The organism is Pseudomonas solani (assembly GCF_026072635.1).
GTDB classification, from domain to species: Bacteria; Pseudomonadota; Gammaproteobacteria; order Pseudomonadales; family Pseudomonadaceae; genus Metapseudomonas; species Metapseudomonas solani.
On sequence record NZ_AP023081.1, the window covers coordinates 430378 to 451901 of the forward strand.

A 21524-nucleotide genomic window follows, 5' to 3' on the forward strand; every position below is an offset into this window, starting at 1 on the left:
GCGCGGCGCCACGGCGGCGTTCGGCACCCACAAAAAGGCCCGGCGCTGAGGCCGGGCCCGGATGACGCGAGGCGGGATCAGCCCGCGGCGTAGGCCTGCTTGGCGCGGGCCGCGCTGGAGAGTTTCAGGCGGTAGCAGCCCCACATCACCAGCAACCACACCGGGATCGCATAGACCGACACCTTGATACCGGGAATCAGCAGCATCACGCCGAGGATGAACACCACGAAGGCCAGGCACAGCCAGTTGCCGAAGGGCGACCAGAAGGCGCGGAAGGCGGTGGGGATGCCTTCGCGATCCTTGTGCTGGCGGAACTTCAGGTGCGAGTAGCTGATCATCGCCCAGTTGATCACCAGCGCCGCCACCACCAGCGACATCAGCAGCTCCAGGGCGTTGTGCGGCACCACGTAGTTCACCACCACGGCGAGGAAGGTCACCAGCGCCGAGACCACCAGGGCGCGCACCGGCACGCCACGCTTGTCCACGCGGGCCAGGGATTTCGGCGCATCGCCCTGCTCCGCCAGGCCCACCAGCATGCGACCGTTGCAGTAGGTGCCGCTGTTGTAGACCGAGAGCGCGGCGGTGAGCACCACGAAGTTCAGCAGGTGCGCGGCGGCGTCGCTGCCGATCAGCGCGAAGATCTTCACGAAGGGGCTGCCGCTGTAGGGGTCGCCGGCGCTGTTGATGCTGGCCAGCAGCGCATCCCAGGGGCTCAGGGAGAGCAGCACCACCAGGGCGCCGACATAGAAGATCAGGATGCGCCAGATCACCTGGTTGATCGCCTTGGGGATCACCTGGCCGGGCTTCTCGGCCTCGGCAGCGGTGAAGCCGAGCATCTCCAGGCCCCCGAAGGAGAACATGATGAAGGCCATCGCCATCACCAGGCCGCCGATGCCATTGGGGAAGAAGCCGCCGTGGGCCCAGAGGTTGGACACGGTCGCCTGCTCGCCGCCGGAGCCGCTGAACAGCAGCCAGCAACCAAGCACGATCATCCCGACGATGGCCACCACCTTGATCATGGCGAACCAGAACTCGGCCTCGCCGAACAGCTTCACGTTGGCCAGGTTGATGGCGTTGACCACCACGAAGAACACCGCAGCCGTCGCCCAGGTGGGCACCTCCGGCCACCAGAAGTGGATGTACTTGCCCACCGCGGTGAGCTCGGACATGCCCACCAGTATGTACAGCACCCAGCAGTTCCAGCCGGAGAGGAAGCCGGCGAAGCCGCCCCAGTACTTGTGGGCGAAATGGCTGAAGGAGCCGGCCACTGGCTCGTCGACGATCATCTCGCCGAGCTGGCGCATGATCAGGAAGGCGATGAAGCCGCAGATGGCGTAGCCGAGGATCATCGACGGCCCGGCGGACTTGAGCACCCCGGCCGAGCCAAGGAACAGGCCGGTGCCGATGGCGCCGCCGAGGGCGATCAGCTGGATATGGCGATTCTTCAGGCCGCGCTTGAGCGTGCCCTGGGATTGCGTGTCGTGCATGGCGTCACCTTTTGATTGTTGTCGTGACGGAAATCGGACCCGCAGCGCTTGTGGCGCGGCGGAATGGCAAGGCGGGTGAACCTTTCAGCGGGCGTCGGGCGGCACCTCCCCCCAGGCAGGGAGCGGTCGGGCACGACGATTCGCGTTGACAGGGATGCGCGCCGAGGCCGACGGGTCACAGGCGCAGGCGACGAAGGGGAATCCAGGCGCACGGGCGCCGGGCTGCAAGGCAGGGGTCATCGGGGACCTCCGGGTTTTGTTGTCATGGGCGTGGGCGGGGGCCGGCACGCGTGGCGGGGGCCATCACACCCGCCCGGAGGCGCGGAAACAAGGCACAGATACGCAGGGAAACTGTGATGGCCGCCTGGCCCGGCGGCAGCTTTTCCTTACGCCGGGCATACGCCCACGGCCCGCGCAGGGCCGGCGGGCGATGGCGTAATGAAAAGTTGACGGAGCGGTGTGCCAGCGTGACGCCACGCCTGCCCGGTCAGTGCTGCAGGTGGCCGTAGAGCTTGGCGTAGAGCCCGCCGTCGGCGATCAGGCGCTGGTGGTCGCCGTCCTCGGCGATGCGCCCGCCGTCGAACACCAGCACCCGGTCCGCCTGCTTAACCGCGGACAGGCGGTGGGCGATGATCAGCGTGGTGCGCCCTTCGAGGAAGCGCGCCAGGGCCTGGTGCAGGGCGTATTCGGTGGCGGCGTCGAGTGCCGAGGTGGCTTCGTCGAGGATCACCACGCGCGGGTCGGCCAGCACCATGCGCGCCACCGCCAGGCGCTGGCGCTGCCCACCGGAAAGGCGCACGCCGGAGCGGCCGACGATGCTGTCCAGCCCTTGCGGCAAGGCGCGGATGGTGTCGGCCAGCTGGGCGATCTCCAGCGCGCGCCAGCAGGCCTCGTCACTGCGCTCGCGGCCCAGGGTGAGGTTGGCGCGCACGCTGTCGTTGAACAGCGCCGGGTGCTGCAGCACCACCGCCACATGCTCGCGCACGCGCTCCAGGCCGATCTCCTCCAGGCTGGCGCCGCCGAAGCGGATGGTTCCGGCCTGGGCGGTATAGAGGCCCAGCAGCAGCTGCACCAGGGTGCTCTTGCCGCCGCCGCTGGCGCCGACTATGGCCACCTTCTCGCCAGGGGCGATGGACAGGTCGAGGCCATCCAGCACCGGCTCGTCGCCATAGGCGAAACGCAGCCCTTCCACCTGCACGCCCACCGTCTCGCGGCCGGTGAAGGGGTCGACGCGGCTGGCATATTGCGGCTCGTCGGCGCGGGCCAATAGCTCGTTGATGCGCGTCAGGGCGCCACCTGCGGCGTAGTAGGAGTACTGCAGGCCGAGCAATTGCTCCACCGGGCCGATCATGAACCAGAGGTAGCTGAACACCGCCAGCATCTGGCCGATGGACAGGTCCGAGAACAGCACGGTGAGCATGGCCGCGGCGCGGAACACGTCGATGCCGAACTGGAACAGCAGGCCGCTGGTGCGCCCGGCGGCGTCGCTCTTCCATTGCGAAGCGACGGCGTAGTCACGCACTTCCTTGGCACGCAGGCCGAGGCGGCCGAGGAAGAAACCCTGGCGATTGCCGGCGCGCACTTCCTGGATGGCTTCCAGGGTTTCGGTCAGCGCCTGGGTGAAGCGCGAAGTGCTGTCGTTCTCCAGCTTCTTCAGGTGCTTGACCCGCTTGCCCAACTGCACCGTGGACCAGATCACCAGTGGGTTGAACAGCAGGATCAGCAGCGCCAGCTTCCAGTGCATCCACACCAGGATGCCGGCGGTACCGGCAAGGGTGAGCATGGCCACGAGGAAGCGGCTGAGGGTCTCGCCGATGAATTTGTCCAGGGTGTCCAGGTCGGTGACCAGGTGAGCGGAGACGGTGCCGCCCCCCAGGCTCTCGTATTCACCCAGGGAGATGCGCTTGAGGCGCTCGATCAGGCGCACGCGCAGGCGGTAGACGATGTCCTTCGACAGCCGCGCGAAGAGCCGCGCCTGCAGCACGTTGAACACCAGCGCCAGGCTGCGCAGTAACAGGGTGGTGACCAGCATCAGGCCGATGTAGCCGGCGGCCACCTGCCAGCCGTCGGGCAGGAAGCGGTCCATGAATTTCAGCGCAGCGTCGCCCTGCTTGAGCAGCACCTCGTCCACCAGCAGCGGCAGCAGCAGCGGGATGGGCACGCTGCACAGGGTGGCGAAGACCGCCACCAGGTTGGCCAGCCACAGGGCCTTCCTGTGACGCAGGGCGAGGCGGCGGATCTCCGCCCAACTGAGGCGATCAGGCATGGGTCGCACGCTCCAGCCAGCGGGCCAGCAGCGGCGCGAGTTCATCCAGGCCCTGGTAGCCGTTGGTCAGCAGCGCCAGCTGGCCGTCACGCTCGGCGAGCAGCGTGGGAAAGCCGGCGATGCCCAGGTCCTGCACCCAGGTGAAGTCTTCGGCGGTGGCCTGGTGCGCGGCAGCGCCATCGAAGGCCTCGGCGAACTCGATACGCGGGATGCCGGCCGCCTCGGCCAGCTCCACCAGCACCGCCGCCTGGGTCACGTCGCGACCCTCGGCGTAGAAGGCATGTTGGATCAGCTTGACCAGCGGCCAGGTGGCCTCTTCGTGCAACGAGCGGGTCACCACCAGGGCACGGCAGACCGGCTCGGTGTCGTAGACGAAGCCGTCCGGCAACGCCTCCTCGAAGCGGAAGGGCTGGCCGGTGGCGTCATGCACCGCATGCCAGTGTTCGAGGATGTAGCGCCGGGTATTGGGGTCGAGCGAGGCGCCCTGGCCGGTGCGCAGGCCGCCCGCCACCAGGTGCATGGGGACGCCGGCCGCACGGGCCTGCTCTGCGAGGGCATCGGCCACCGGGGCGAAGCCCCAGCACCAGGAACACATCGGGTCCATCACGTAGAGCAGGCGGGTCTTGGGCATCGGGCTCTCTCAACTCTCCATGGGCTGGCGCGGGTTGCGACCGATCGGGTGCGGCAGGTTGCGTTCCTTGGCCAGTTCGATCTGCTTCTGCCGCTCACGGGCACCGGCGCGGGTCTTCTCGCTGAGGCTGTCCCAGCAATGGGGGCAGCTGATGCCGGGGGCGTAATGGGGCGATTGGCGATCCTCGACCGAGATCGGGTTGCGGCAGGCGTGGCACTGGTCGAAGTCGCCCTCGGTCAGATCGTGGCGCACGGTGACGCGGTTGTCGAAGACGAAGCAGTCGCCGCGCCAGAGGGTGTCCGCCTCGGGCACCTCTTCCAGGTACTTGAGGATGCCGCCCTTGAGGTGGAAGACCTCCTCGAAGCCTTCGCCCAGCATGTAGGCCGAGGCTTTCTCGCAGCGGATGCCGCCGGTGCAGAACATCGCGACCTTCTTGTGCACCGCCGGGTCGTAGTGCTCGCGCACGTACTCGGGGAATTCGCGGAACGACTTGGTCTTGGGATCGACCGCGCCCTCGAAGGTGCCGATGGCCACTTCGTAGTCGTTGCGGGTGTCGATCAGCAGCACCTCGGGGTCGCTGATCAGGGCGTTCCAGTCCTGCGGCTCGACGTAGGTACCCACGCGCTGGTTGGGATCGACGCCGGGCACGCCCAGGGTGACGATCTCCTTCTTCAGCTTGACCTTGGTGCGGTAGAAGGGCTGCTCGTCGCAGTAGGACTCCTTGTGGTCGAGGTCGATGAAGCGCGGGTCGACCTTGAGCCAGGCCAGCAGCGCGTCAATGCTCTCGCGGGTGCCGGAGACGGTGCCGTTGATGCCCTCCTCCGCCAGCAGCAGCGTGCCCTTGATGTCGTTCTCGAGCAGGGTCTTGAGCAGGGGTTCGCGCAGGGCGACGTAGTCTTTCAGGGAGACGAACTTGTAGAGCGCCGCGACGACGATCCGGGACATGGTGATTTCCTCCAGTGGTCGCCCACGCAAAGGGCGGACCGGGTGACAAAAACGACAGCGCCGGCAAGGCCGGCGCTGGGGGCGGATTCTAGCAAAAAGCGCAGCCGGGAAACTGCGTGAAAAGGTCTCAGGCGACTTGTGGTGCGGGACGGCGTCTTCAGCCAGGGGAGAGAGGCTTCACGGAAGGCACGAGTCCCGCCAAGCCTCCGGCTGGACATGACAGGTCGCTCTTTACCTCCACCAGGCGGAGTCGAGCGAGGCACGCGCTCATGCCAGGGGGTGTGCCGCGCAGGGTGCACGCACCGAACCAGGCAGCTTCAAGCGGGGCTCAAACCGGGAGGGCGGTGGGCTGAAGAAAGGCACCCGGGCACGGAGCCGTGCCCGGGAAACATCGATCAGAGATCGTGCTTGCTGCCGCCCTTGCAGGTGGGCGAATCCGGTGCGGCGCCTTGCGCAGCCCACTCCTCGGGGGTGTAGGTGTGCAGGGCCAGGGCATGGAACTGCCCCATCAGCTCACCCAGGGTGGCGTAGGCCCTCTGGTGGCGCTTGACCGCATTGAGACCGGCGAACGCGGGGCTGACGATCACCGCCTTGTAGTGGGTCTCCAGGCCGCGACTGTGCATATGGCTCTCGTCCAGCACCTCCAGGTGCTGGGGCTCGAGGGCCGCAAAGGCGGCGAGGATTCGATCACGCATGCTCATGCAGGGCTCCGCTTACTTCTTCTTCTGGTCCTTGGGGGCCAGTTCGCTGGTCATGTCGGCCAGCAGCTTGTTCACTTCCGGCACGGCCGCTTCCAGGCGCGACTGGGTCAGCTGGGCGGATTGCGCGGTCAGGGTCGGCATCTTCTCCAGGACTTTCTTGCCCAGGGGCGATTCGTAGAAGGCGATCAGGTCCTTCAGCTCCGGCTCGGTGAAGTTGGTGGTGTAGATCTTCACCAGCTCGGGCTTCAGCTTGTCCCAGCCCACGGCCTTGTCGAGGGCGGTGTTGGCCTTGGCCTGGTAGCTCTCCAGGGCGGCTTTCTTGTCCGCCGGCGCGCCGCTTTGCTCGAAGCGCTGGGCGAACATCTGCTGCACCTGGCCGTAGACCGGCACGGTGAGCTTGTCGGCGTGGGCGAGCTTGAGGAAGCGCTCAGCGTTGGCGGCATGACTGGCGGCATCGGCCAGCGCCTGGCCACTGGCGCAAGCGAGCAGGACGGCGGTGCAAAGTACGCGAAGCTTGGTCATCGGTATTCCTTGGTCTGAGCGGTTACGGGGGTTCCCCGAGGGCGGGTCATTCTGCGCCCGAGCCCATGGGGAGCTCAAGCGATGGGGACGTGTGCCGGATCACGGCCAAACTGTGGATCGGTGCACTCCAACGGTCTATTGTCAAAATGCCATCACTTGCTCATGCTAGCGGCCTCTGGGCATCCTTCCGCGTCAATAAAACGCTGTCAGCCCGCCGACACAACGCCCCTTTGGGCCATGGGTCGCGCGCAATGTTCCCCGCCTCTTCAAAAATGGAAGCTGCACCCCACATGGACGTGTCCGATGACTAGCCATATCACTGCACTGGCGCCGCCCGGGCCGGCCGCGCTGTGCGATGCCCAGGGCCGATTGGAGCCACTGGCCATCGGCTGGTCGAACCGCCCACGCCTGAACTGCGCCATCCCCGGCAACGTCGGCCGGCGCAAACGCTGGAACCACTGGTGCATCACCACCCCGCAATGGGTGCTGTCGCTGACCCTGGCCGACCTCGACTACCTGGGCTACTGCGGCGCCTACTTCCTCGACCTGGAAACGGGCCAGGCGGTCAACCACTCCCAGCTGCGCCTGTTCGGCCGTGGCTGCCGCCTCCCCGATACACCGCTCGAAGGCTATGAATTCCAGCACCCGCGCCTGCACCTGAAGGTGGACGAACACCCCGGCCGCGCCCGCATCACCGTCGCCGTGCCGGATATCGGCGGCCAGCCGATGCAGGCCGCCCTCGACATCCTGCGCCCCCTGCACCTGGATTCGGTGAACCTGGTGGCGCCCTTCCCCGGCCGTGGCTTCCACGCCAGCAGCCGCCAGCTCGGCCTCCCCGCCAGCGGCAGCGTGCAGCTGGGCAATCGCCATTTCGACTGCCAGCCCGGCCAGAGCTTCGCCGCCCTCGACTTCGGGCGCGGCGTCTGGCCGTTGCACAGCCACTGGACCCGCGCCGCCTTCGCCACCAGCGGCGGCATCGCCGGCAACTTCGGTGCTGGCTGGACCGACGCCAGCGGCCTCACCGAGAACGCCCTGTGGTTCGGCGGCGAGCTGTCCAAGCTGGACCGCCCGGTGCGCATCGAACAGGCGCAGAACAACCCCCTCGCGCCCTGGCAGCTGAGCACCGAATGCAACCGCGTGCAGCTCACCTTCACCCCGCGCCAACTGCACCAGGCCAACCCGCGCCTGGGGCCGCTCTTCGCCGATACCCGCCAGTGGTTCGGCCGCTTCGACGGCGTGCTGCGCGGCCCCACCGGCGAACGCGTACCGGTGGACAACGCCCTGGGCTGGCTCGGCTCCACCCACGCACGCTGGTAATAGCGCCCCCCGTTGAACCCCATGCTCCATCTGCGGCCTAAACTGCGGAAAATACCTTCTGGAGCATGCGCAATGAGCCGTACCGAAACTGACAGCCTGGGCCCGGTGGAAGTCGCTGAAGACGCCTACTGGGGCGCCCAGACCCAGCGCTCGCTGGAAAACTTCGCCATCGGCGTCGAGCGCATGCCGCTGGCGGTGGTGCACGGCCTGGCGCTGATCAAGAAGGCCGCGGCACGGGTCAACGGCCGCAACGGCACCCTCGCCCCGGACATCGCCCGCCTCATCGAACAGGCCGCGGACGAAGTGCTCGCCCACCGCCACGACGAGCAATTCCCCCTGGTGGTCTGGCAGACCGGCAGCGGCACCCAGAGCAACATGAACGTCAACGAGGTCATCGCCGGCCGTGCCAACGAGCTGGCCGGCGGCACCCGTGGCGGCAAGAGCCCGGTGCACCCGAACGACCACGTCAACCATGCCCAGAGCTCCAACGACAGCTTCCCCACGGCCATGCACATCGCGGCCGCCCAGGCAGTCCATCAGGAACTGCTGCCGGCCCTGGCCGAGCTCAGCGGCGGCCTCGCCGAGCAGGCCGCCCGCCATGCGCGCCTGGTGAAGACCGGGCGCACCCACATGATGGATGCCACTCCCATCACCTTCGGCCAGGAGCTGTCGGCCTTCGTCGCCCAACTCGACTACGCCGAGCGCGCCATCCGCAATGCCCTGCCGGCGGTCTACCAGTTGGCCCAGGGCGGCACCGCCGTCGGCACCGGGCTCAACGCGCCCCACGGCTTCGCCGAAGCCATGGCGGCGGAACTGGCCGCCCTGGCCGGCCTGCCCTTCGTCTCTGCGCCCAACAAGTTCGCCGCCCTGGCCGGGCACGAGCCCCTGGTGACCCTCTCCGGCGCCCTGAAGACCCTGGCGGTGGCGCTGATGAAGATCGCCAACGACCTGCGCCTGCTGGGCTCCGGCCCCCGTGGCGGCCTGGCCGAGGTGAGGCTGCCGGCCAACGAGCCGGGCAGCTCGATCATGCCCGGCAAGGTCAACCCGACCCAGTGCGAGGCGCTGTCCATGCTCGCCTGCCAGGTGATCGGCAACGACACCACCATCAGCCTCGCGGCGAGCCAGGGCCACCTGCAGCTCAACGTGTTCAAACCGGTGATCGCCCACAACCTGCTGCAATCCATCCGCCTGCTGGCCGATGGCGCGCGCAACTTCCAGCGCCATTGCGTGGCCGGCATGGAGCCGGACGCCACACGCATGGCCGAGCACCTGGAGCGCGGGCTGATGCTGGTCACCGCCCTCAATACCCATATCGGTTACGACAAGGCCGCGCAGATCGCCAAGAAGGCCTACAGCGAAGGCACCACCCTGCGCGAGGCGGCGCTGGCGCTGGGCTTCGTCAGCGAGGCGGATTTCGACGCCTGGGTACGCCCGGAAACCATGCTGGAGGCCGGCCAACATGGTTGATACCGCCAAGCACGGCGCCACGCCCCTGGAAGGCGACGGCAAGCGCATCCTGATGATCTTCGGCTCGCCCAAGGGCAACAGCCTGTGCAATGCCCTGGGCGAAGCCTATGCCCAGGGCGCCCGCAGCGAAGGCCACGTGGTGCGCCTGCTCAAGCTCGGCGAGATGGAATTCGACCCGGTGCTGCACCAGGGTTACGACCAGAGCCAGGCGCTGGAGCCGGACCTGCTGGAGGCCCAGCGGCAGATCCACTGGGCCGAGCACCTGGTGTTCGTCTACCCGGTCTGGTGGGGTGGCGTGCCGGCGCTGCTCAAGGGCTTCTTCGATCGCGTGTTCCTCCCCGGCTTCGCCTTCCGCTACCGCGGCGTGCGCTCCTGGGACAAGCTGCTCGAAGGCCGCACCGCCGACCTGCTGGTGACCCTGGACACGCCGCCCTGGTACTTCCGCTGGATCTACGGCGCCCCCGGGCACCGGCAGATGACCCGCACCATCCTCGGCTTCTGCGGCATCAAGACCCGCCGCCTCGCCGAATTCGCCCCGGTGCGCCCCTCCACCGAGGAACAGCGCCAGGCCTGGCTGCGCAAGGCGGAAACCCTGGGCACCCGTAACTAGCGACACGGCCATCGACCCTGTAGGTCGGGTGCAACCCGACACGGAGGTAGGCTGTAGCCCGGGCTTCAGCCCGGGAAAGCGGCGGCACGGAGCGCCCCCGCAAGCCCCCTCTACAGCGCGCGAACCTGGCGCGCCCTCCAGCTGCGCACCAGCGAGGGCGCGAGGGCGGTGAGCGCAGAGCCCAGCACCACCAGCAAGGCGCCGCCGTAGGCGATGCCATTGAGCTGTTCGGGCACCACGTGGTCGGGCCAGAAGCTGGCGGCGACCGCCACCGAGGCGAAGGTCACCAGCGGGGTGATGGCCAGGGTGGCGCTGACCCGCGAGGCCTCCCAATGGGCCAGGGCTTCGGCGAAGGCACCATAAGCCACCAGGGTGTTCAGGCAGCAGGCCAGCAGCAGCCAGCCCTGCAACGGCGACAGCTGCAGCGCTTCCAGGGGCGACACCCAGGGCGTCAACAGGGCCGCGCAGCCGAGGTAGATCACCATCATCACCTGCATGGAGTTCCACACCGTCAGCAGCTGCTTCTGCGCCAGGCCGTAGAAGGTCCAGACGAAGGCCGCCGCCAGCACGATGAGCACACCGGTGGTGTAGGTGCCCAAGGAGGTGAGCAACTCGTCCAGGCGCTGGTTGAAGAACAGGCCGAAGCCCAGCACCAGCACCGCCAGGCCAAGCGCCTGGCCGATGCTGAAACTCTCCTTGAAGATGAACAGGCTGCCGATCAGGAAGAGGATGGGCGCCACCTGGATCACCAGTTGCGTGGTGCCGGGGCTGAGCATCTTCAGGCCGATCAGGTAGAGCACGTAGTTGCCCAGCAGCCCGGCGATGGCCAGCGCCACCAGCCCTCCCCCCTTGCGCCCCAGCGGACGAAAGCGTGGCAGGCGGCGGGTCGCCGCGAGCCAGACGAACAGCAGCGAGCCGGACACCAGCAGGCGAAACCAGGTGACGGTCACCGGGTCCATCACCTTCAGCACTTCCTTGAGCTTGATCGGCAGGATGCCCCAGAGCACGGCGGTGACCAGGGCGAGAAACAGGCCGTACAGCCAACGGCCGGAAGAAATGTGCATGGAGACCTCGAAGCGGAAGGGACCCGGCCGGCAAGGCGGCGGGCCGCTCATTCTAGAACCTGCTCTGCGACGCACACAGCGACAATTGCCTGCGCGAGCGACGCCCAACTGTACCGGTCGCACCGCCGCCAAGCGTCAGGTTTCCAGCGCCATTTTTATGGAAATGCAGCGAACGGTCGCGATCAGGCGCCGATTCGTACCGCCTATCGCCTGAGCGCGCAGGCACCGGGACGGGGATTAGACTCAATAATCATCCGACCCATTCACCCCGGAGTAATCAGCATGTTCGGGCAACGCACCGTGGACGCCGCAGCCAGCACCCATTACCGCAGCGACCGCGTCAGCGCGGTGAATGGGCAGTATTTCTTCGCCACCCGCGAAGGCACCCTGGAAGGTCCCTACTTCACCCGCGCCGACGCCGAGCGCGAGATCGCCTTCTACATCCGCCGCATGATGCAGGCCGACGACATCATCGCCAGCCGCCTCTGAGCGCCGCACATGCGACCGCAAGCGCAGCCCCGGCGGCTTCTCATCGCGAATGAATTGGCTCTGTCTGCGTTAAGTGTTGCTAGAAGATCTGGACCCAGCTGATTGCCGAGTTTTGTTGGTGTTTCTGGTTTCGACCCGGGCGAGTCCCTTTTAACAATCGTCGGAATGCCGAACCACTTAAAAGGAACCAAAAGGGCTTGCCCCATCATCCGGCCCGACTGCGTCGGGTTCCCTCACTCCATCGCCGTTACTCGCTACGCTCGCCCTTCGGGCCGCACTGAAGTGCGTTCGCCGCAAGCGTCGTCTGGGGGCCGGCGCGATGGGCCATCCATGGCCTGGCGCGCCTCTCGCGGCATCCATGCCGCTCGTCCCCCGGCGCAACGACTGCGTTCGGCCTCCTGGAGGGGCGTTGGCGGCTGCCCCCACCTTTCTTCGTCCAGCGCATCGCCATGTGGTGCGCACGGGCTTTCGTAGGATGGTGTAGAGCGAAGCGAAACCCATGCGGTGGAGGTGGTACGAACTCTTGGACGCCCGGAAATGGCCGCGCTTGAGCGCTTGCTTTAAAACCACAACAGCTAACGCAGACAGAGCCAATGAATTCGCTCCCACAGGGCGGCGCTGTGCGCCGCTTGGCGACTGAAGTCGCCCCTACAAAAAACGCCGCCGCCCCAGGGTACGCAGCGCCCAAATAAAAACCCGCAGCGGCCAGGCCGTTGCGGGTTTTGTCATTGCGGCGTCCGTGGAGCGGATCAGCGCACCGCTTCGAACAGCCCGGTGGCGCCCATGCCGCCGCCCACGCACATGGTGACGATGCCGTAGCGCTTGCCCTGGCGCTGCAGCTCGCGCACCAGGTGGCCGACCTGGCGCGAGCCGGTCATGCCGAAGGGGTGGCCGATGGAGATGGAGCCGCCGTTGACGTTGTACTTCTCGTTGTCGATGCCCAGGTGGTCACGGGCATACAGGCACTGCGAGGCGAAGGCTTCGTTCAGCTCCCACAGGTCGATGTCGTCCACCGACAGGCCACGGGCCTTGAGCAGCTTGGGCACCGAGTAGATCGGGCCGATGCCCATCTCGTCCGGCTCGCAACCGGCCACGGCGAAGCCACGGAAGAAGGCGCGGGGCTTGAGGCCCAGCTCGATGGCCTTGTCCAGGCTCATCAGCAGGGTCATGGAGGCGCCGTCGGACAGCTGCGAGGAGTTGCCGGCGGTGACCGAACCGTCCTCGGAGAACACCGGCTTCAGCGAAGCCAGGCCTTCCAGGGTGGTGTCGGCGCGGTTGCAGTCGTCGCGGTCGACCACGCCGTCGACGATCTTCTTCTCGCCGGTGGCCTTGTCCTCGACCCCGTACTTGACGTTCATCGGCACGATTTCATCGTCGAACAGGCCGGCGGCCTGGGCACGGGCGGTGCGCTGCTGGCTCTGCAGGGCGTACAGGTCCTGGGCCTCGCGGGAGACGTTGTAGCGACGCGCGACGATCTCGGCGGTCTGGCCCATCGGGTAGTAGATGCCGGGGTGTTCCAGCTTCAGGCGCGGGTTGACGAAGTTGTCCTGGTTGATGCTTTTCAGCGTCAGGGTGATGGACTCGACGCCGCCGGCGACCATCACGTCGCTGCAGCCGGAAGCGATCTGGTTGGCGGCGATGGCGATGGCCTGCAGGCCCGAGGAGCAGTAGCGGTTCAGGGTCATGCCGGCGACGCCGATGCCCAGGCCCGAGAGCACGGCGACGTTACGGCCGATGTTGTGGCCCTGGGCGCCTTCGTTGGAACCGGCGCCGACCACGCAGTCGTCCACCAGCGTCGGGTCCAGGTCATTGCGCGCCAGGAGGGCGTTCACGCAGTGGGCGGCCATTTCGTCCGGCCGGGTCATGTTGAACTTGCCGCGGAAGGACTTGGCCAGGCCGGTCCGAACGCTGTCGACTATCACCACTTCACGCATGACGCACCTCTTTCTTGTGGGTTTGAGGACGGGTGTCCATTGACGATGGCCGGAGCATAAATCCACCCAATGTCGCAGGGCGACGATCATTCATCCTGCGTATGCGCGGCCATCGCCCGCCGGCTCAGCCCTTCTTGAAGGCCCGCTCCAGCGCGTCGTTAAGGGTGCGCAGCACCTTCACCCGGGCATAGCGCTTGTCGTTCGCCTCGATCAGGGTCCAGGGCGCCAGCTCGGTGCTGGTGCGATCCACCATGTCGCCCACGGCGTCGACGTAGAGGTCCCACTTGTCGCGATTGCGCCAGTCCTCGTCGGTGATCTTGTAGCGCTTGAAGGAAGTCTCCTCGCGCTCCTTGAAGCGGCGCATCTGCTCGTCCTTGTCGATGGACAGCCAGAACTTCACGACTACGATGCCGTGGTCGTGGAGCTGCTCCTCGTAGTCGTTGATCTCGCTGTAGGCGCGCAACCAGTCGGCCTCCGAGCAGAAGCCCTCGACCCGCTCCACCAGCACGCGGCCGTACCAGGAGCGGTCGAAGATGGTGAACTGCCGGCGCGGCGGCACATGGCGCCAGAAGCGCCACAAGTAGGGTTGCGCGCGCTCTTCCTCGGTGGGCGCGGCGATGGGCACGGTGCGGTACTGGCGCGGGTCCAGTGCCCCGGTCACCCGGCGGATGGCCCCTCCCTTGCCGGCCGCGTCGTTGCCCTCGAACACCGCCATCAGCGCGTGCTCGCGGAAGCGCTTGTCGCGCATCAGCCCGGCCAGCCGCGCCTGCTCGGCGTCCAATTGCTCTCGGTAATCGTCCTTGCTCAGTTTCAGGCTCAGGTCGAGGCTGCTGAGCAGCCCGCGGTTGTCCAGGCTGGAAACCAGCGGCGCCGCGTGGGGCTGCAGCACCGGGCGATCCTTGCGCTTGAGCGCGGCCTGCAGCCCCTCGAGGATGATGCGGCCGACGCTGAGGCTGCGGTAGTTCTCGTCGACGCCCTCGACCACGTACCAGGGCGCGTAGTCGCGGCTGGTGCGGCGCAGCATGCGCTCGCCGAAGCGCACGAAGCGGTCATAGGTCTCGCTCTGCTTCCAGTCCAGCGGGTTGAGCTTCCAGCTGCGCTGCGGGTCTTTCTCCAGGTCCTTGAGGCGCTGCTTGAGCTGCTTCTTGGACAGGTGGAACCAGAACTTGAAGATCAGCGCGCCCTCGTCGCAGAGCATGCGCTCGAAGCGCTCGGCGAAATCGATGGCCTGGTCGAAACGGCCGTCCTTGATGTCGCCCTCGACCCGCGCATGGAGCATCTGGCTGTACCAGTTGCCGAAGAAGATGCCGGTCTGCCCCTTGGCCGGCAGCTTGCGCCAGAAGCGCCATTGAGGCGGCCGCGACAGCTCCTCGTCGGTGGGCAGCAGGAAACTCTCGACATGGATCAGGCGCGGGTCCATCCACTCGTTGAGCAGCTTCACCGTCTCGCCCTTGCCTGCGCCCTCGATGCCGTTGATCAGGATGATCACCGGGAAGCGTGCCTGCTGTTTCAGCTCGAACTGCGCCTCCAGCAATGCCTCGCGCAGCTCCAGCACCGCTTTCTCGTAGGTTTCCTTGTCGATGGAATGACCGATTTCCGCAGATTCGAACATGCGACTCTCCCAGGTTGGTGCAGAAAAAATAGCGGAAGACGCGCCGTCGCGGGGTGAAAGATTCGATGGAATCGCGGGTTTCCCCGTAGGAGCGAGCTCTGCTCGCGAAGCGCCCGACGCCGCAACGCATCGCCCCAAGCGTCCCCCTGTCGCACGCTCCCGCCCGGCCTGATCGGCTACTATTCGCGCTTCGTTCCGCCGGGGTCCTCCATGTCCGATTTCCATCACGCGCTGCTCGCCTGGGACGAGCAGGGCCAGCCGTTGTCACGCGAATTCGACGACGTCTACTTCTCCCCCGTCTCGGGGCTCGACGAGACGCGCCACACCTTCCTCGACGGCAACGAACTGCCCCGGCGCTTCGCCGAACTGGCCGCCGGCGAGCGCCTGGTGGTGGGCGAGACCGGCTTCGGCACCGGCCTGAATTTTCTCAGCACCTGGCAGCTGTTCGACGAGCTGGCGCCGCCCGGTGCCCGCCTGCATTTCGTCAGCGTCGAGAAGTACCCGCTGGCCCGTGAAGACCTCGCCCGCGCCCTGGCGCTGTGGCCGCAACTGGCGCCCTTCTCCGGCGCCCTGCTGGACCAGTACCGCGCGGTGAACCCCGGCTTCCAGCGCCTGCTGTTCGCCGCAGGGCGGGTGACGCTGACGCTGCTGGTGGGCGATGCGCTGGACTGCCTGCCCGAGCTGGATGCCCGCATCGATGCCTGGTTCCTCGACGGCTTCGCCCCGGCGAAGAACCCGCAGATGTGGTCCCCCGAACTCTTCGCCCAACTGGCGCGGCTGAGTGCACCGGGCGCCACCCTGGCCACCTTCACCAGCGCCGGTTTCGTGCGCCGCGCACTCAAGGAGGCCGGCTTCCAGATCCGCCGTGCCCAGGGCTTCGGCAGCAAATGGCACATGAGCAAGGGCCGCTTCCTGGGCGAGCCCGCCAGCGCCGGCAAACCCTGGTTCGCCCGCCCCGCGCCCTTCGCGGGCGAGCGCCAGGTGCTGGTGATAGGCGCCGGCCTGGCCGGCTGCGCCAGCGCCGCCAGCCTCGCCGCCCGTGGCTGGCAGGTGACCCTGCTGGAGCGCCACGCCGGCGTTGCCGAGGAGGCTTCCGGCAATCCCCAGGGGGTGCTCTACCTCAAGCTTTCCGCCCACGGCACAGCACTGTCGCGCCTGATCGTCAGCGGCTTCGGCCATACCCGCCGGCTGCTCCAGCACCTGCAGCCGAACCAGGACTGGCAAGGCTGCGGCGTGCTGCAACTGGCCTTCGAAGCCAAGGAAGCCGAGCGCCAGGTGAGCCTGGCCGCCGCCTTCCCCGCCGGCCTGCTGCGCCGGCTCGACCGTGAAGAGGCCGAAGCCATCGCCGGCGTCGCCCTGCCCGCCGGTGGGCTGTTCTACCCCGAAGCCGGCTGGGTGCACCCGCCCGCCCTGTGCCGCTGGCTGGCCGGGCAGCCCGGCATCCGCCTGCTGCCCCACAGCGAAGCCTTGCAGCTGCGCCGCGAGAATGGCCGCTGGCAGGCGCTGGACGGTGAGCAGGTGCTGGCCGAAGCACCGATCGCGGTGCTGGCCGGCGCCGCCGAAATCCTCCGTTTCCCCCAGGCCAACGGGATGCTGCTCAAGCGCATCCGTGGGCAGATCAGCCGCCTGCCGGCCACCGCCAGCAGCCGCGCGCTGGCCACCGTGGTCTGCGCCGAAGGCTATGTCGCACCGGTGCGCAACGGCGAACACACCCTGGGCGCCAGCTTCGACTTCCACAGCCAGGACCTGGCGCCGACCACCGCCGAGCACGCCGGCAACCTCGAGCTGCTGCGGGAAATCTCCCCGGACCTCGCCGAACGCCTGCAGGCCGAACAGCTCGACCCGGCGCTGCTGGAAGGCCGCGCGGCCTTCCGCTGCACCACGCCGGACTACCTGCCGCTGGTAGGCCCGCTGTGCGATGCCGCCGCCTTCGCCGAAACCTATGCCGTGCTGGGCCGCGATGCGCGCCAGGTGCCGGATGCACCGGCGCCCTGGCTCGACGGCCTCTACGTCAACAGCGGCCATGGCTCACGGGGCCTGATCACCGCGCCGCTGGCCGCCGAGCTGCTGGCCGCCTGGCTGGACGACGAACCCCTGCCGGTGCCCCGCGATGTCGCCGAAGCCTGCCACCCGAACCGTTTCCCGCTGCGCCAGCTGATTCGCGGCAAGAACGCCAGCCGTACCTGACAGGTACGGCAGGGCTTCGCCGCCTCGGCCAGCGGAAAGCACCAGCAAGGGTGAGCGCCGCCTCCCTTAATCCCTATAACCTCATATAAATCATGTAGTTATAGAACATATCCACACCACCTCGCGCGCCCCCCCGTCCTGCTGCGATTCGCCGTGGACCGCCGCACAATCCGCCGGCTGGAGCCTGTGCTCCCGCCGCCCCGCCCGGGGCGACCGCCCCCGAGGATGCGAGGAACCGCGGATGCCCCTCTCCCAGAACCAGGAACCGATACGGCTGCCACTCGACCCCAGCCCCAGCCTCTATAACGACGACCTCGCCCCCAACAGCCCTGAAGCACGGCATTGGGGCAGCTACAGCCTGTTCGCGCTGTGGACCAACGACGTGCACAACGTCGCCAACTACAGCTTCGCCATCGGCCTCTTCGCACTTGGCATGAGTGGCGGCCAGATCGTCGCCGCCATGGGCCTCGGCGCGCTGCTGATCTACGGGTTGATGAACCTTTCCGGCTATATCGGCCAACGCACCGGCCTGCCCTTCCCGGTGATCTGCCGGATCGCCTTCGGCATCCGTGGCGCGCAGTTTCCGGCGTTGATCCGCGCGGTGATCGCCGTCGCCTGGTTCGGCATCCAGACCTACCTCGCCTCCCTGGTGCTCGGCGTCCTGCTGCTGACCCTGGCACCGGGGCTGGCCGCCTGGAGCGGCGGCGATGTGCTCGGCCTGTCGCCCTTCGGCTGGGCCTGCTTCATCGGGGTGTGGCTGCTGCAACTGGCGATCATGGCCTACGGCATGGAAATGATCCGCCGCTACGAAGCCTTCGCCGGCCCGGTGATCCTGCTCACCCTCGCGGTACTCGCCGCCTGGATGTACTGGAAGGCCGGCCTGCGCATCGCCTGGGCCAGCAGCGAACCCGCCAGCGACGCCGCCGGCTGGTTCCGCGTGTGCTCCGGCGCGGCCCTGTGGATCAGCCTCTACGGCACCATGCTGCTGAACTTCAGCGACTTCTCGCGCCACTGCCCCGATGCGCGCACCATCCGCCGTGGCAACTTCTGGGGGTTGCCGGTGAACATGCTGCTGTTCGGCTGCATCGCCGCGGTGCTCGCCGGCAGCCAGTTCGCCATCGACGGCCAGGTCATCACCAGCCCCACCGACATAGTCGCCGCCATTCCCTCCAAGCCCTTCCTGGTGCTCGGCTGCCTGGCGCTGCTGATCGTCACCGTGGCGGTGAACATCATGGCCAACTTCGTCGCCCCGGCCCTGGTGCTCTGCAACCTGGCGCCACGGCAGCTGAACTTCCACCGCGCCGGGTTGCTGGCCGCCGCCCTCGGCGCGCTCATCCTGCCGTGGCACCTGTACAACAGCCCGGAGGTGATCCTGTACTTCCTCGGTGCCCTGGGGGCACTGCTGGGGCCGCTGTACGGGGTGATCATGGTCGACTACTGGCTGGTGCGCCGGGGCCGGCTGGATATCCCCGCGCTCTACAGCGCCGCGCCCGACGCCGCCTACCACTACCGCCACGGCGTCAACCCGCGCGCCCTGGCCGCCCTGCTGCCGGCCGCCATCATCGCCATCGCGCTGGTGCTGCTGCCCAGCCTGGAGGCCCTCTCCAGCTTCAGCTGGTTCATCGGTGCCGGCCTGGCGGCGGTGTTCTACCTGCTGGTGGGCAACCGTCGCTACCGCTTCGATGTCTGGAAGGAAGCCTTCAAGCGCCACTGACGACGCCAGCCGGGCACTCATCCGCCCGGCGGCAACGCGTCGCAGCTGACAGCCCTACAAGGCGAATCTATACTCCCCCCGGTATAAACCCCAGGGAGTATTCGCCATGCCCTTCAGCCTTTCTCCAAGCCCCCGCGCCCGTGGCCAGGCCGCCAGCGGAGCGCGCGAGCCTTTCCCCTTCGCGCGTCCGGCCGTGGCGCCGGTGACGCCATGAGCGGCCCCACGCCGGAGCGCCAGGACGCCATGCTCAAGCGCCTGGCCCGGGTCGAGGGGCAGGTGCGCGGCATCCAGGCGATGATCCGCCGCGGCGAGTCTTGCGAGGCCATCGCCCAGCAGTTCTCCGCCGCCCGCAAGGCGCTCGACAAGGCCTACCAGGAGATGCTCGCCTGCCTGGTCGAGGAAACCGTTCTCGACCCGGATCGCGACGATGCCGAGACCCTGGCGCGGGTGCGCGCGATCTTCACCAAGTACACCTGACCCATACTCCATGGGAGTACCCGACATGAACGACACCATCCGCCTGATCGACGCACCGCGCTTCGCCGAACTGCACCAGCGGGGAGCGGCCCGCTTCCTCGTCGACGTGCGCAGCCCGGCGGAATACCGCGCCGGGCACATCGCCGGCGCCCACAACGAACCGCTGGGCAACCTGGACCCCGTGCGCCTGGCCGAGCGCCTGCGCGGTGAGGGCCTGAACAGCGGCGACGAGCTTTACCTGATCTGCCAGAAGGGCCAGCGCGCGCGCCAGGCGGCCGAGCGCTTGAGCGCCCTGCTGCCGGGCGTGCAGGTGATCGAGGGCGGCACCGACGCCTGCCTGGCCTGCGGCATGCCCCGCGAAGGCAGCGGCGGCGGCCTGGAGCTGCAGCGCCAGGTGCAGATCAGCGCCGGCAGCCTGGTGCTGCTGGGCGTGGTCCTAGGCACCTGGGTGCACCCCGGCTGGTACCTGCTGAGCGGCTTCGTCGGCGCCGGCCTGACCTTCGCCGGGCTGAGCGGCACCTGTGGCCTGGCCCTGGTGCTCGCCCGCATGCCCTGGAACCGCTGATGCTTCTCGAAGCCCTCGCCATCGGCACCCTGCTCGGCCTGCTGCTCGGGCTGACCGGCGCAGGCGGCTCGCTGGTGGCCCTGCCCTTGCTGCTCAGCCTGCACCTGCCCCTGCGCGACGCGGTGGGCGTGAGCCTCGGCGCGGTGGCCCTCACCGCCCTGGTCGGCACCCTGCTGCGCCTGCGCCAGGGCCTGGTGGCCTGGCCGCCGGTGCTGCTGCTCGCCGCCAGCGGCCTGCCCGGCAACGCCCTGGGCCAGTGGCTCGGGCACTGGGTACCGGAGGGCCTGCTGATCACCGGCTTCTGCCTGCTGGTGCTGTGGTCCGCCTGGCGCCTGTGGCGCGGCGCCCAACAGTCACGCGCTGGCACGGGCCCACTGCGTTACCTGCCGTTGCTGGCCATCGGTCTGGGCGTGGGCGTGCTCTCGGGGCTGATGGGCGTCGGCGGCGGCTTCCTGGTGGTTCCGGCGCTACTCTGGTTCACGCCGCTCTCGGTCATGGCCGCCACCGCCACCTCCCTGGCGGTGGTCGTGGTGGTGTCCGGTGGCGGCTTCTTGCTCTACCTGGGGCAGGCCCAGCCCCCCGCGCTGCTGCTCGGCGCCCTGGCCTTCGGCGGCGCGCTCGGCATGCTGGTCGGCAACCGCCTGGCGTACCGCCTGGGCGGCCCGGCGCTGCAACGCCTGTTCGCGGTGCTGCTGGTGATCACCAGCCTGTCGGTGGCCCTGCAGAAACTGATCTGAGGAGATTGCACCATGCTGCTGCGCCAGCTCTTCGATGCCGAAAGCTCCACCTACACCTACCTGCTCGCCGACGCCGGCGAGGCGGTACTGATCGACCCGGTGAAGGAACAACTCGACGCCTACCGGCGCCTGCTCGACGAACTCGGGCTGCGCCTGGTGCTGGCCCTCGATACCCATACCCACGCCGACCACATCACCGCCCTGGGCGACCTGCGCGAGGCCACCGGCTGCCAGAGTGGATTCGGCGCCGAAAGCGGCAGCACCTGCGCCAGCTTCACCTTCACCGACGGCACGCGCCTGCACTTCGGCGCCCGCGAACTGATCGCCTGGTACACCCCTGGGCACACCGCGGACTCCTACTGCTTCCTGCTGCCCGCCAGCCCCGCCGATGGCACTCCGGCGCGGGTGTTCACCGGCGACACCCTGCTGATCCGTGGCACCGGGCGCACCGACTTCCAGAACGGCGACGCCCGTGCCCAGTGGGCCAGCCTGGGGCGCCTGCTGGCGCTGGCGGACGACACCGAGGTGTGCCCCGGCCACGACTATCGCGGCTGGACCCGTTCGAGCATCGCCGAGGAACGCGCCCACAACCCGCGCCTGCAGGTGGCCAACGCCGAGGCCTATGCGGCGCTGATGGCCAGCCTGCGCCTGCCGAACCCGCGCCTGATGGACATCGCCGTGCCCGCCAACCGCGCCTGCGGCCGCCCCTGAGGTGAGTTCCCGGTGCCACAAAGCGGCTCTTTGGCTAATAACTATTTGATCTAAACCATCCGCAAAAATACCGGTCGGACTCTTACTG

The 21524-nt window shown here is 68.0% G+C and carries 19 protein-coding genes; 10 read left to right on the top strand and 9 right to left on the bottom strand.

The window, feature by feature from the left end; translation table 11 throughout:
- Nucleotides 1–77 precede the first annotated feature (77 nt).
- The 6 genes from PSm6_RS01980 to PSm6_RS02005 form a co-directional block, all read right to left on the bottom strand.
- A complete protein-coding gene (locus tag PSm6_RS01980) occupies nt 78–1487 on the bottom strand; it encodes an amino acid permease (protein ID WP_021218439.1) in 1410 nt (469 codons plus the stop codon).
- Between the two features lie 487 nt (nt 1488–1974).
- Complete coding sequence (locus PSm6_RS01985; protein ID WP_021218438.1) at nt 1975–3753, bottom strand: ABC transporter ATP-binding protein; 1779 nt, start codon at nt 3751–3753, stop codon at nt 1975–1977.
- On the bottom strand, nt 3746–4348 hold the full coding sequence (locus PSm6_RS01990) for a DsbA family protein (RefSeq protein WP_265170490.1): 603 nt from the start codon (nt 4346–4348) through the stop codon (nt 3746–3748). Before PSm6_RS01990 ends, PSm6_RS01985 begins: the two co-directional genes overlap by 8 nt.
- Before the next feature lie 45 nt (nt 4349–4393).
- The gene (gene trhO / locus PSm6_RS01995) at nt 4394–5329 is read right to left on the bottom strand and encodes an oxygen-dependent tRNA uridine(34) hydroxylase TrhO (protein WP_021218436.1); all 936 of its coding nucleotides are present in this window, start codon (nt 5327–5329) and stop codon (nt 4394–4396) included.
- A 395-nt stretch (nt 5330–5724) separates the two neighbouring features.
- Nucleotides 5725–6030 carry a BolA family protein gene (locus PSm6_RS02000; RefSeq protein ID WP_265169397.1) on the bottom strand — a complete coding sequence of 102 codons (306 nt, stop codon included), beginning with the start codon at nt 6028–6030 and terminating at the stop codon, nt 5725–5727.
- Between the two features lie 12 nt (nt 6031–6042).
- Nucleotides 6043–6552 (bottom strand): DUF2059 domain-containing protein, encoded by a 510-nt coding sequence (locus PSm6_RS02005; protein WP_021218434.1) that lies wholly within the window; start codon nt 6550–6552, stop codon nt 6043–6045.
- Between the two features lie 303 nt (nt 6553–6855).
- On the opposite strand from PSm6_RS02005, the gene PSm6_RS02010 reads away from it, so the two are divergent.
- The 3 genes from PSm6_RS02010 (at nt 6856) to PSm6_RS02020 (ending at nt 9946) form a co-directional block, all read left to right on the top strand.
- A complete protein-coding gene (locus tag PSm6_RS02010; protein ID WP_265169398.1) occupies nt 6856–7869 on the top strand; it encodes a DUF2804 domain-containing protein in 1014 nt (337 codons plus the stop codon).
- 72 nt (nt 7870–7941) lie between these two features.
- Complete coding sequence (locus PSm6_RS02015) at nt 7942–9336, top strand: class II fumarate hydratase (protein ID WP_021218432.1); 1395 nt, start codon at nt 7942–7944, stop codon at nt 9334–9336.
- Nucleotides 9329–9946: an NAD(P)H-dependent oxidoreductase gene (locus PSm6_RS02020; RefSeq protein ID WP_021218431.1), complete on the top strand. Its 618-nt coding sequence runs from the start codon at nt 9329–9331 to the stop codon at nt 9944–9946. The genes PSm6_RS02015 and PSm6_RS02020 overlap by 8 nt, the downstream gene beginning before the upstream one ends.
- A gap of 110 nt (nt 9947–10056) precedes the next feature.
- On the opposite strand, the gene PSm6_RS02025 is transcribed toward PSm6_RS02020, so the two are convergent.
- The gene (locus PSm6_RS02025) at nt 10057–11010 is read right to left on the bottom strand and encodes a DMT family transporter (RefSeq protein WP_021218430.1); all 954 of its coding nucleotides are present in this window, start codon (nt 11008–11010) and stop codon (nt 10057–10059) included.
- A 282-nt stretch (nt 11011–11292) separates the two neighbouring features.
- Between PSm6_RS02025 and PSm6_RS02030 the strand changes: the two genes are divergently transcribed.
- Entirely contained in the window at nt 11293–11499 is a 207-nt protein-coding gene (locus tag PSm6_RS02030) for a DUF6316 family protein (RefSeq protein ID WP_021218429.1), read from the top strand.
- A 749-nt stretch (nt 11500–12248) separates the two neighbouring features.
- On the opposite strand, the gene PSm6_RS02035 is transcribed toward PSm6_RS02030, so the two are convergent.
- Nucleotides 12249–13433 carry a thiolase family protein gene (locus tag PSm6_RS02035; RefSeq protein WP_021218428.1) on the bottom strand — a complete coding sequence of 395 codons (1185 nt, stop codon included), beginning with the start codon at nt 13431–13433 and terminating at the stop codon, nt 12249–12251.
- 124 nt (nt 13434–13557) lie between these two features.
- Nucleotides 13558–15045 (bottom strand): polyphosphate:AMP phosphotransferase, encoded by a 1488-nt coding sequence (gene pap / locus PSm6_RS02040; protein ID WP_265169399.1) that lies wholly within the window; start codon nt 15043–15045, stop codon nt 13558–13560.
- A 210-nt stretch (nt 15046–15255) separates the two neighbouring features.
- On the opposite strand from pap, the gene mnmC reads away from it, so the two are divergent.
- The 6 genes from mnmC to PSm6_RS02070 all read left to right on the top strand — a co-directional run bounded on the left by mnmC (nt 15256) and on the right by PSm6_RS02070 (nt 21436).
- Complete coding sequence (gene mnmC, locus PSm6_RS02045; protein ID WP_265169401.1) at nt 15256–17232, top strand: bifunctional tRNA (5-methylaminomethyl-2-thiouridine)(34)-methyltransferase MnmC2/FAD-dependent 5-carboxymethylaminomethyl-2-thiouridine(34) oxidoreductase MnmC1; 1977 nt, start codon at nt 15256–15258, stop codon at nt 17230–17232.
- 241 nt (nt 17233–17473) lie between these two features.
- Nucleotides 17474–18946, top strand: a complete 1473-nt coding sequence (locus tag PSm6_RS02050) for an NCS1 family nucleobase:cation symporter-1 (RefSeq protein ID WP_021218425.1) — start codon at nt 17474–17476, stop codon at nt 18944–18946.
- 210 nt (nt 18947–19156) lie between these two features.
- Nucleotides 19157–19423: a metal-sensing transcriptional repressor gene (locus tag PSm6_RS02055; protein ID WP_021218424.1), complete on the top strand. Its 267-nt coding sequence runs from the start codon at nt 19157–19159 to the stop codon at nt 19421–19423.
- Nucleotides 19424–19448: 25 nt separating this feature from the next.
- Nucleotides 19449–19988 carry a rhodanese-like domain-containing protein gene (locus PSm6_RS02060; RefSeq protein ID WP_021218423.1) on the top strand — a complete coding sequence of 180 codons (540 nt, stop codon included), beginning with the start codon at nt 19449–19451 and terminating at the stop codon, nt 19986–19988.
- Nucleotides 19988–20725, top strand: a complete 738-nt coding sequence (locus tag PSm6_RS02065; RefSeq protein WP_021218422.1) for a sulfite exporter TauE/SafE family protein — start codon at nt 19988–19990, stop codon at nt 20723–20725. The genes PSm6_RS02060 and PSm6_RS02065 overlap by 1 nt, the downstream gene beginning before the upstream one ends.
- Nucleotides 20726–20737: 12 nt before the next feature.
- A complete protein-coding gene (locus tag PSm6_RS02070) occupies nt 20738–21436 on the top strand; it encodes an MBL fold metallo-hydrolase (protein ID WP_265169402.1) in 699 nt (232 codons plus the stop codon).
- Nucleotides 21437–21524: the final 88 nt, after the last annotated feature.

Coding starts and splice junctions, on each gene's coding strand:
- mnmC (WP_265169401.1), top strand. CDS start 15,256: ATGTCCGATTTCCATCACGCGCTGCTCGCCTGGGACGAGCAGGGCCAG.
- PSm6_RS02035 (WP_021218428.1), bottom strand. CDS start 13,433: ATGCGTGAAGTGGTGATAGTCGACAGCGTTCGGACCGGCCTGGCCAAG.
- PSm6_RS01985 (WP_021218438.1), bottom strand. CDS start 3,753: ATGCCTGATCGCCTCAGTTGGGCGGAGATCCGCCGCCTCGCCCTGCGT.
- PSm6_RS02060 (WP_021218423.1), top strand. CDS start 19,449: ATGAACGACACCATCCGCCTGATCGACGCACCGCGCTTCGCCGAACTG.
- PSm6_RS02005 (WP_021218434.1), bottom strand. CDS start 6,552: ATGACCAAGCTTCGCGTACTTTGCACCGCCGTCCTGCTCGCTTGCGCC.
- PSm6_RS02000 (WP_265169397.1), bottom strand. CDS start 6,030: ATGAGCATGCGTGATCGAATCCTCGCCGCCTTTGCGGCCCTCGAGCCC.
- PSm6_RS01990 (WP_265170490.1), bottom strand. CDS start 4,348: ATGTGTTCCTGGTGCTGGGGCTTCGCCCCGGTGGCCGATGCCCTCGCA.
- PSm6_RS01980 (WP_021218439.1), bottom strand. CDS start 1,487: ATGCACGACACGCAATCCCAGGGCACGCTCAAGCGCGGCCTGAAGAAT.
- PSm6_RS02020 (WP_021218431.1), top strand. CDS start 9,329: ATGGTTGATACCGCCAAGCACGGCGCCACGCCCCTGGAAGGCGACGGC.
- PSm6_RS02025 (WP_021218430.1), bottom strand. CDS start 11,010: ATGCACATTTCTTCCGGCCGTTGGCTGTACGGCCTGTTTCTCGCCCTG.
- PSm6_RS02055 (WP_021218424.1), top strand. CDS start 19,157: ATGAGCGGCCCCACGCCGGAGCGCCAGGACGCCATGCTCAAGCGCCTG.
- PSm6_RS02015 (WP_021218432.1), top strand. CDS start 7,942: ATGAGCCGTACCGAAACTGACAGCCTGGGCCCGGTGGAAGTCGCTGAA.
- PSm6_RS02065 (WP_021218422.1), top strand. CDS start 19,988: ATGCTTCTCGAAGCCCTCGCCATCGGCACCCTGCTCGGCCTGCTGCTC.
- trhO (WP_021218436.1), bottom strand. CDS start 5,329: ATGTCCCGGATCGTCGTCGCGGCGCTCTACAAGTTCGTCTCCCTGAAA.
- PSm6_RS02070 (WP_265169402.1), top strand. CDS start 20,738: ATGCTGCTGCGCCAGCTCTTCGATGCCGAAAGCTCCACCTACACCTAC.
- PSm6_RS02030 (WP_021218429.1), top strand. CDS start 11,293: ATGTTCGGGCAACGCACCGTGGACGCCGCAGCCAGCACCCATTACCGC.
- PSm6_RS02050 (WP_021218425.1), top strand. CDS start 17,474: ATGCCCCTCTCCCAGAACCAGGAACCGATACGGCTGCCACTCGACCCC.
- PSm6_RS02010 (WP_265169398.1), top strand. CDS start 6,856: ATGACTAGCCATATCACTGCACTGGCGCCGCCCGGGCCGGCCGCGCTG.
- pap (WP_265169399.1), bottom strand. CDS start 15,045: ATGTTCGAATCTGCGGAAATCGGTCATTCCATCGACAAGGAAACCTAC.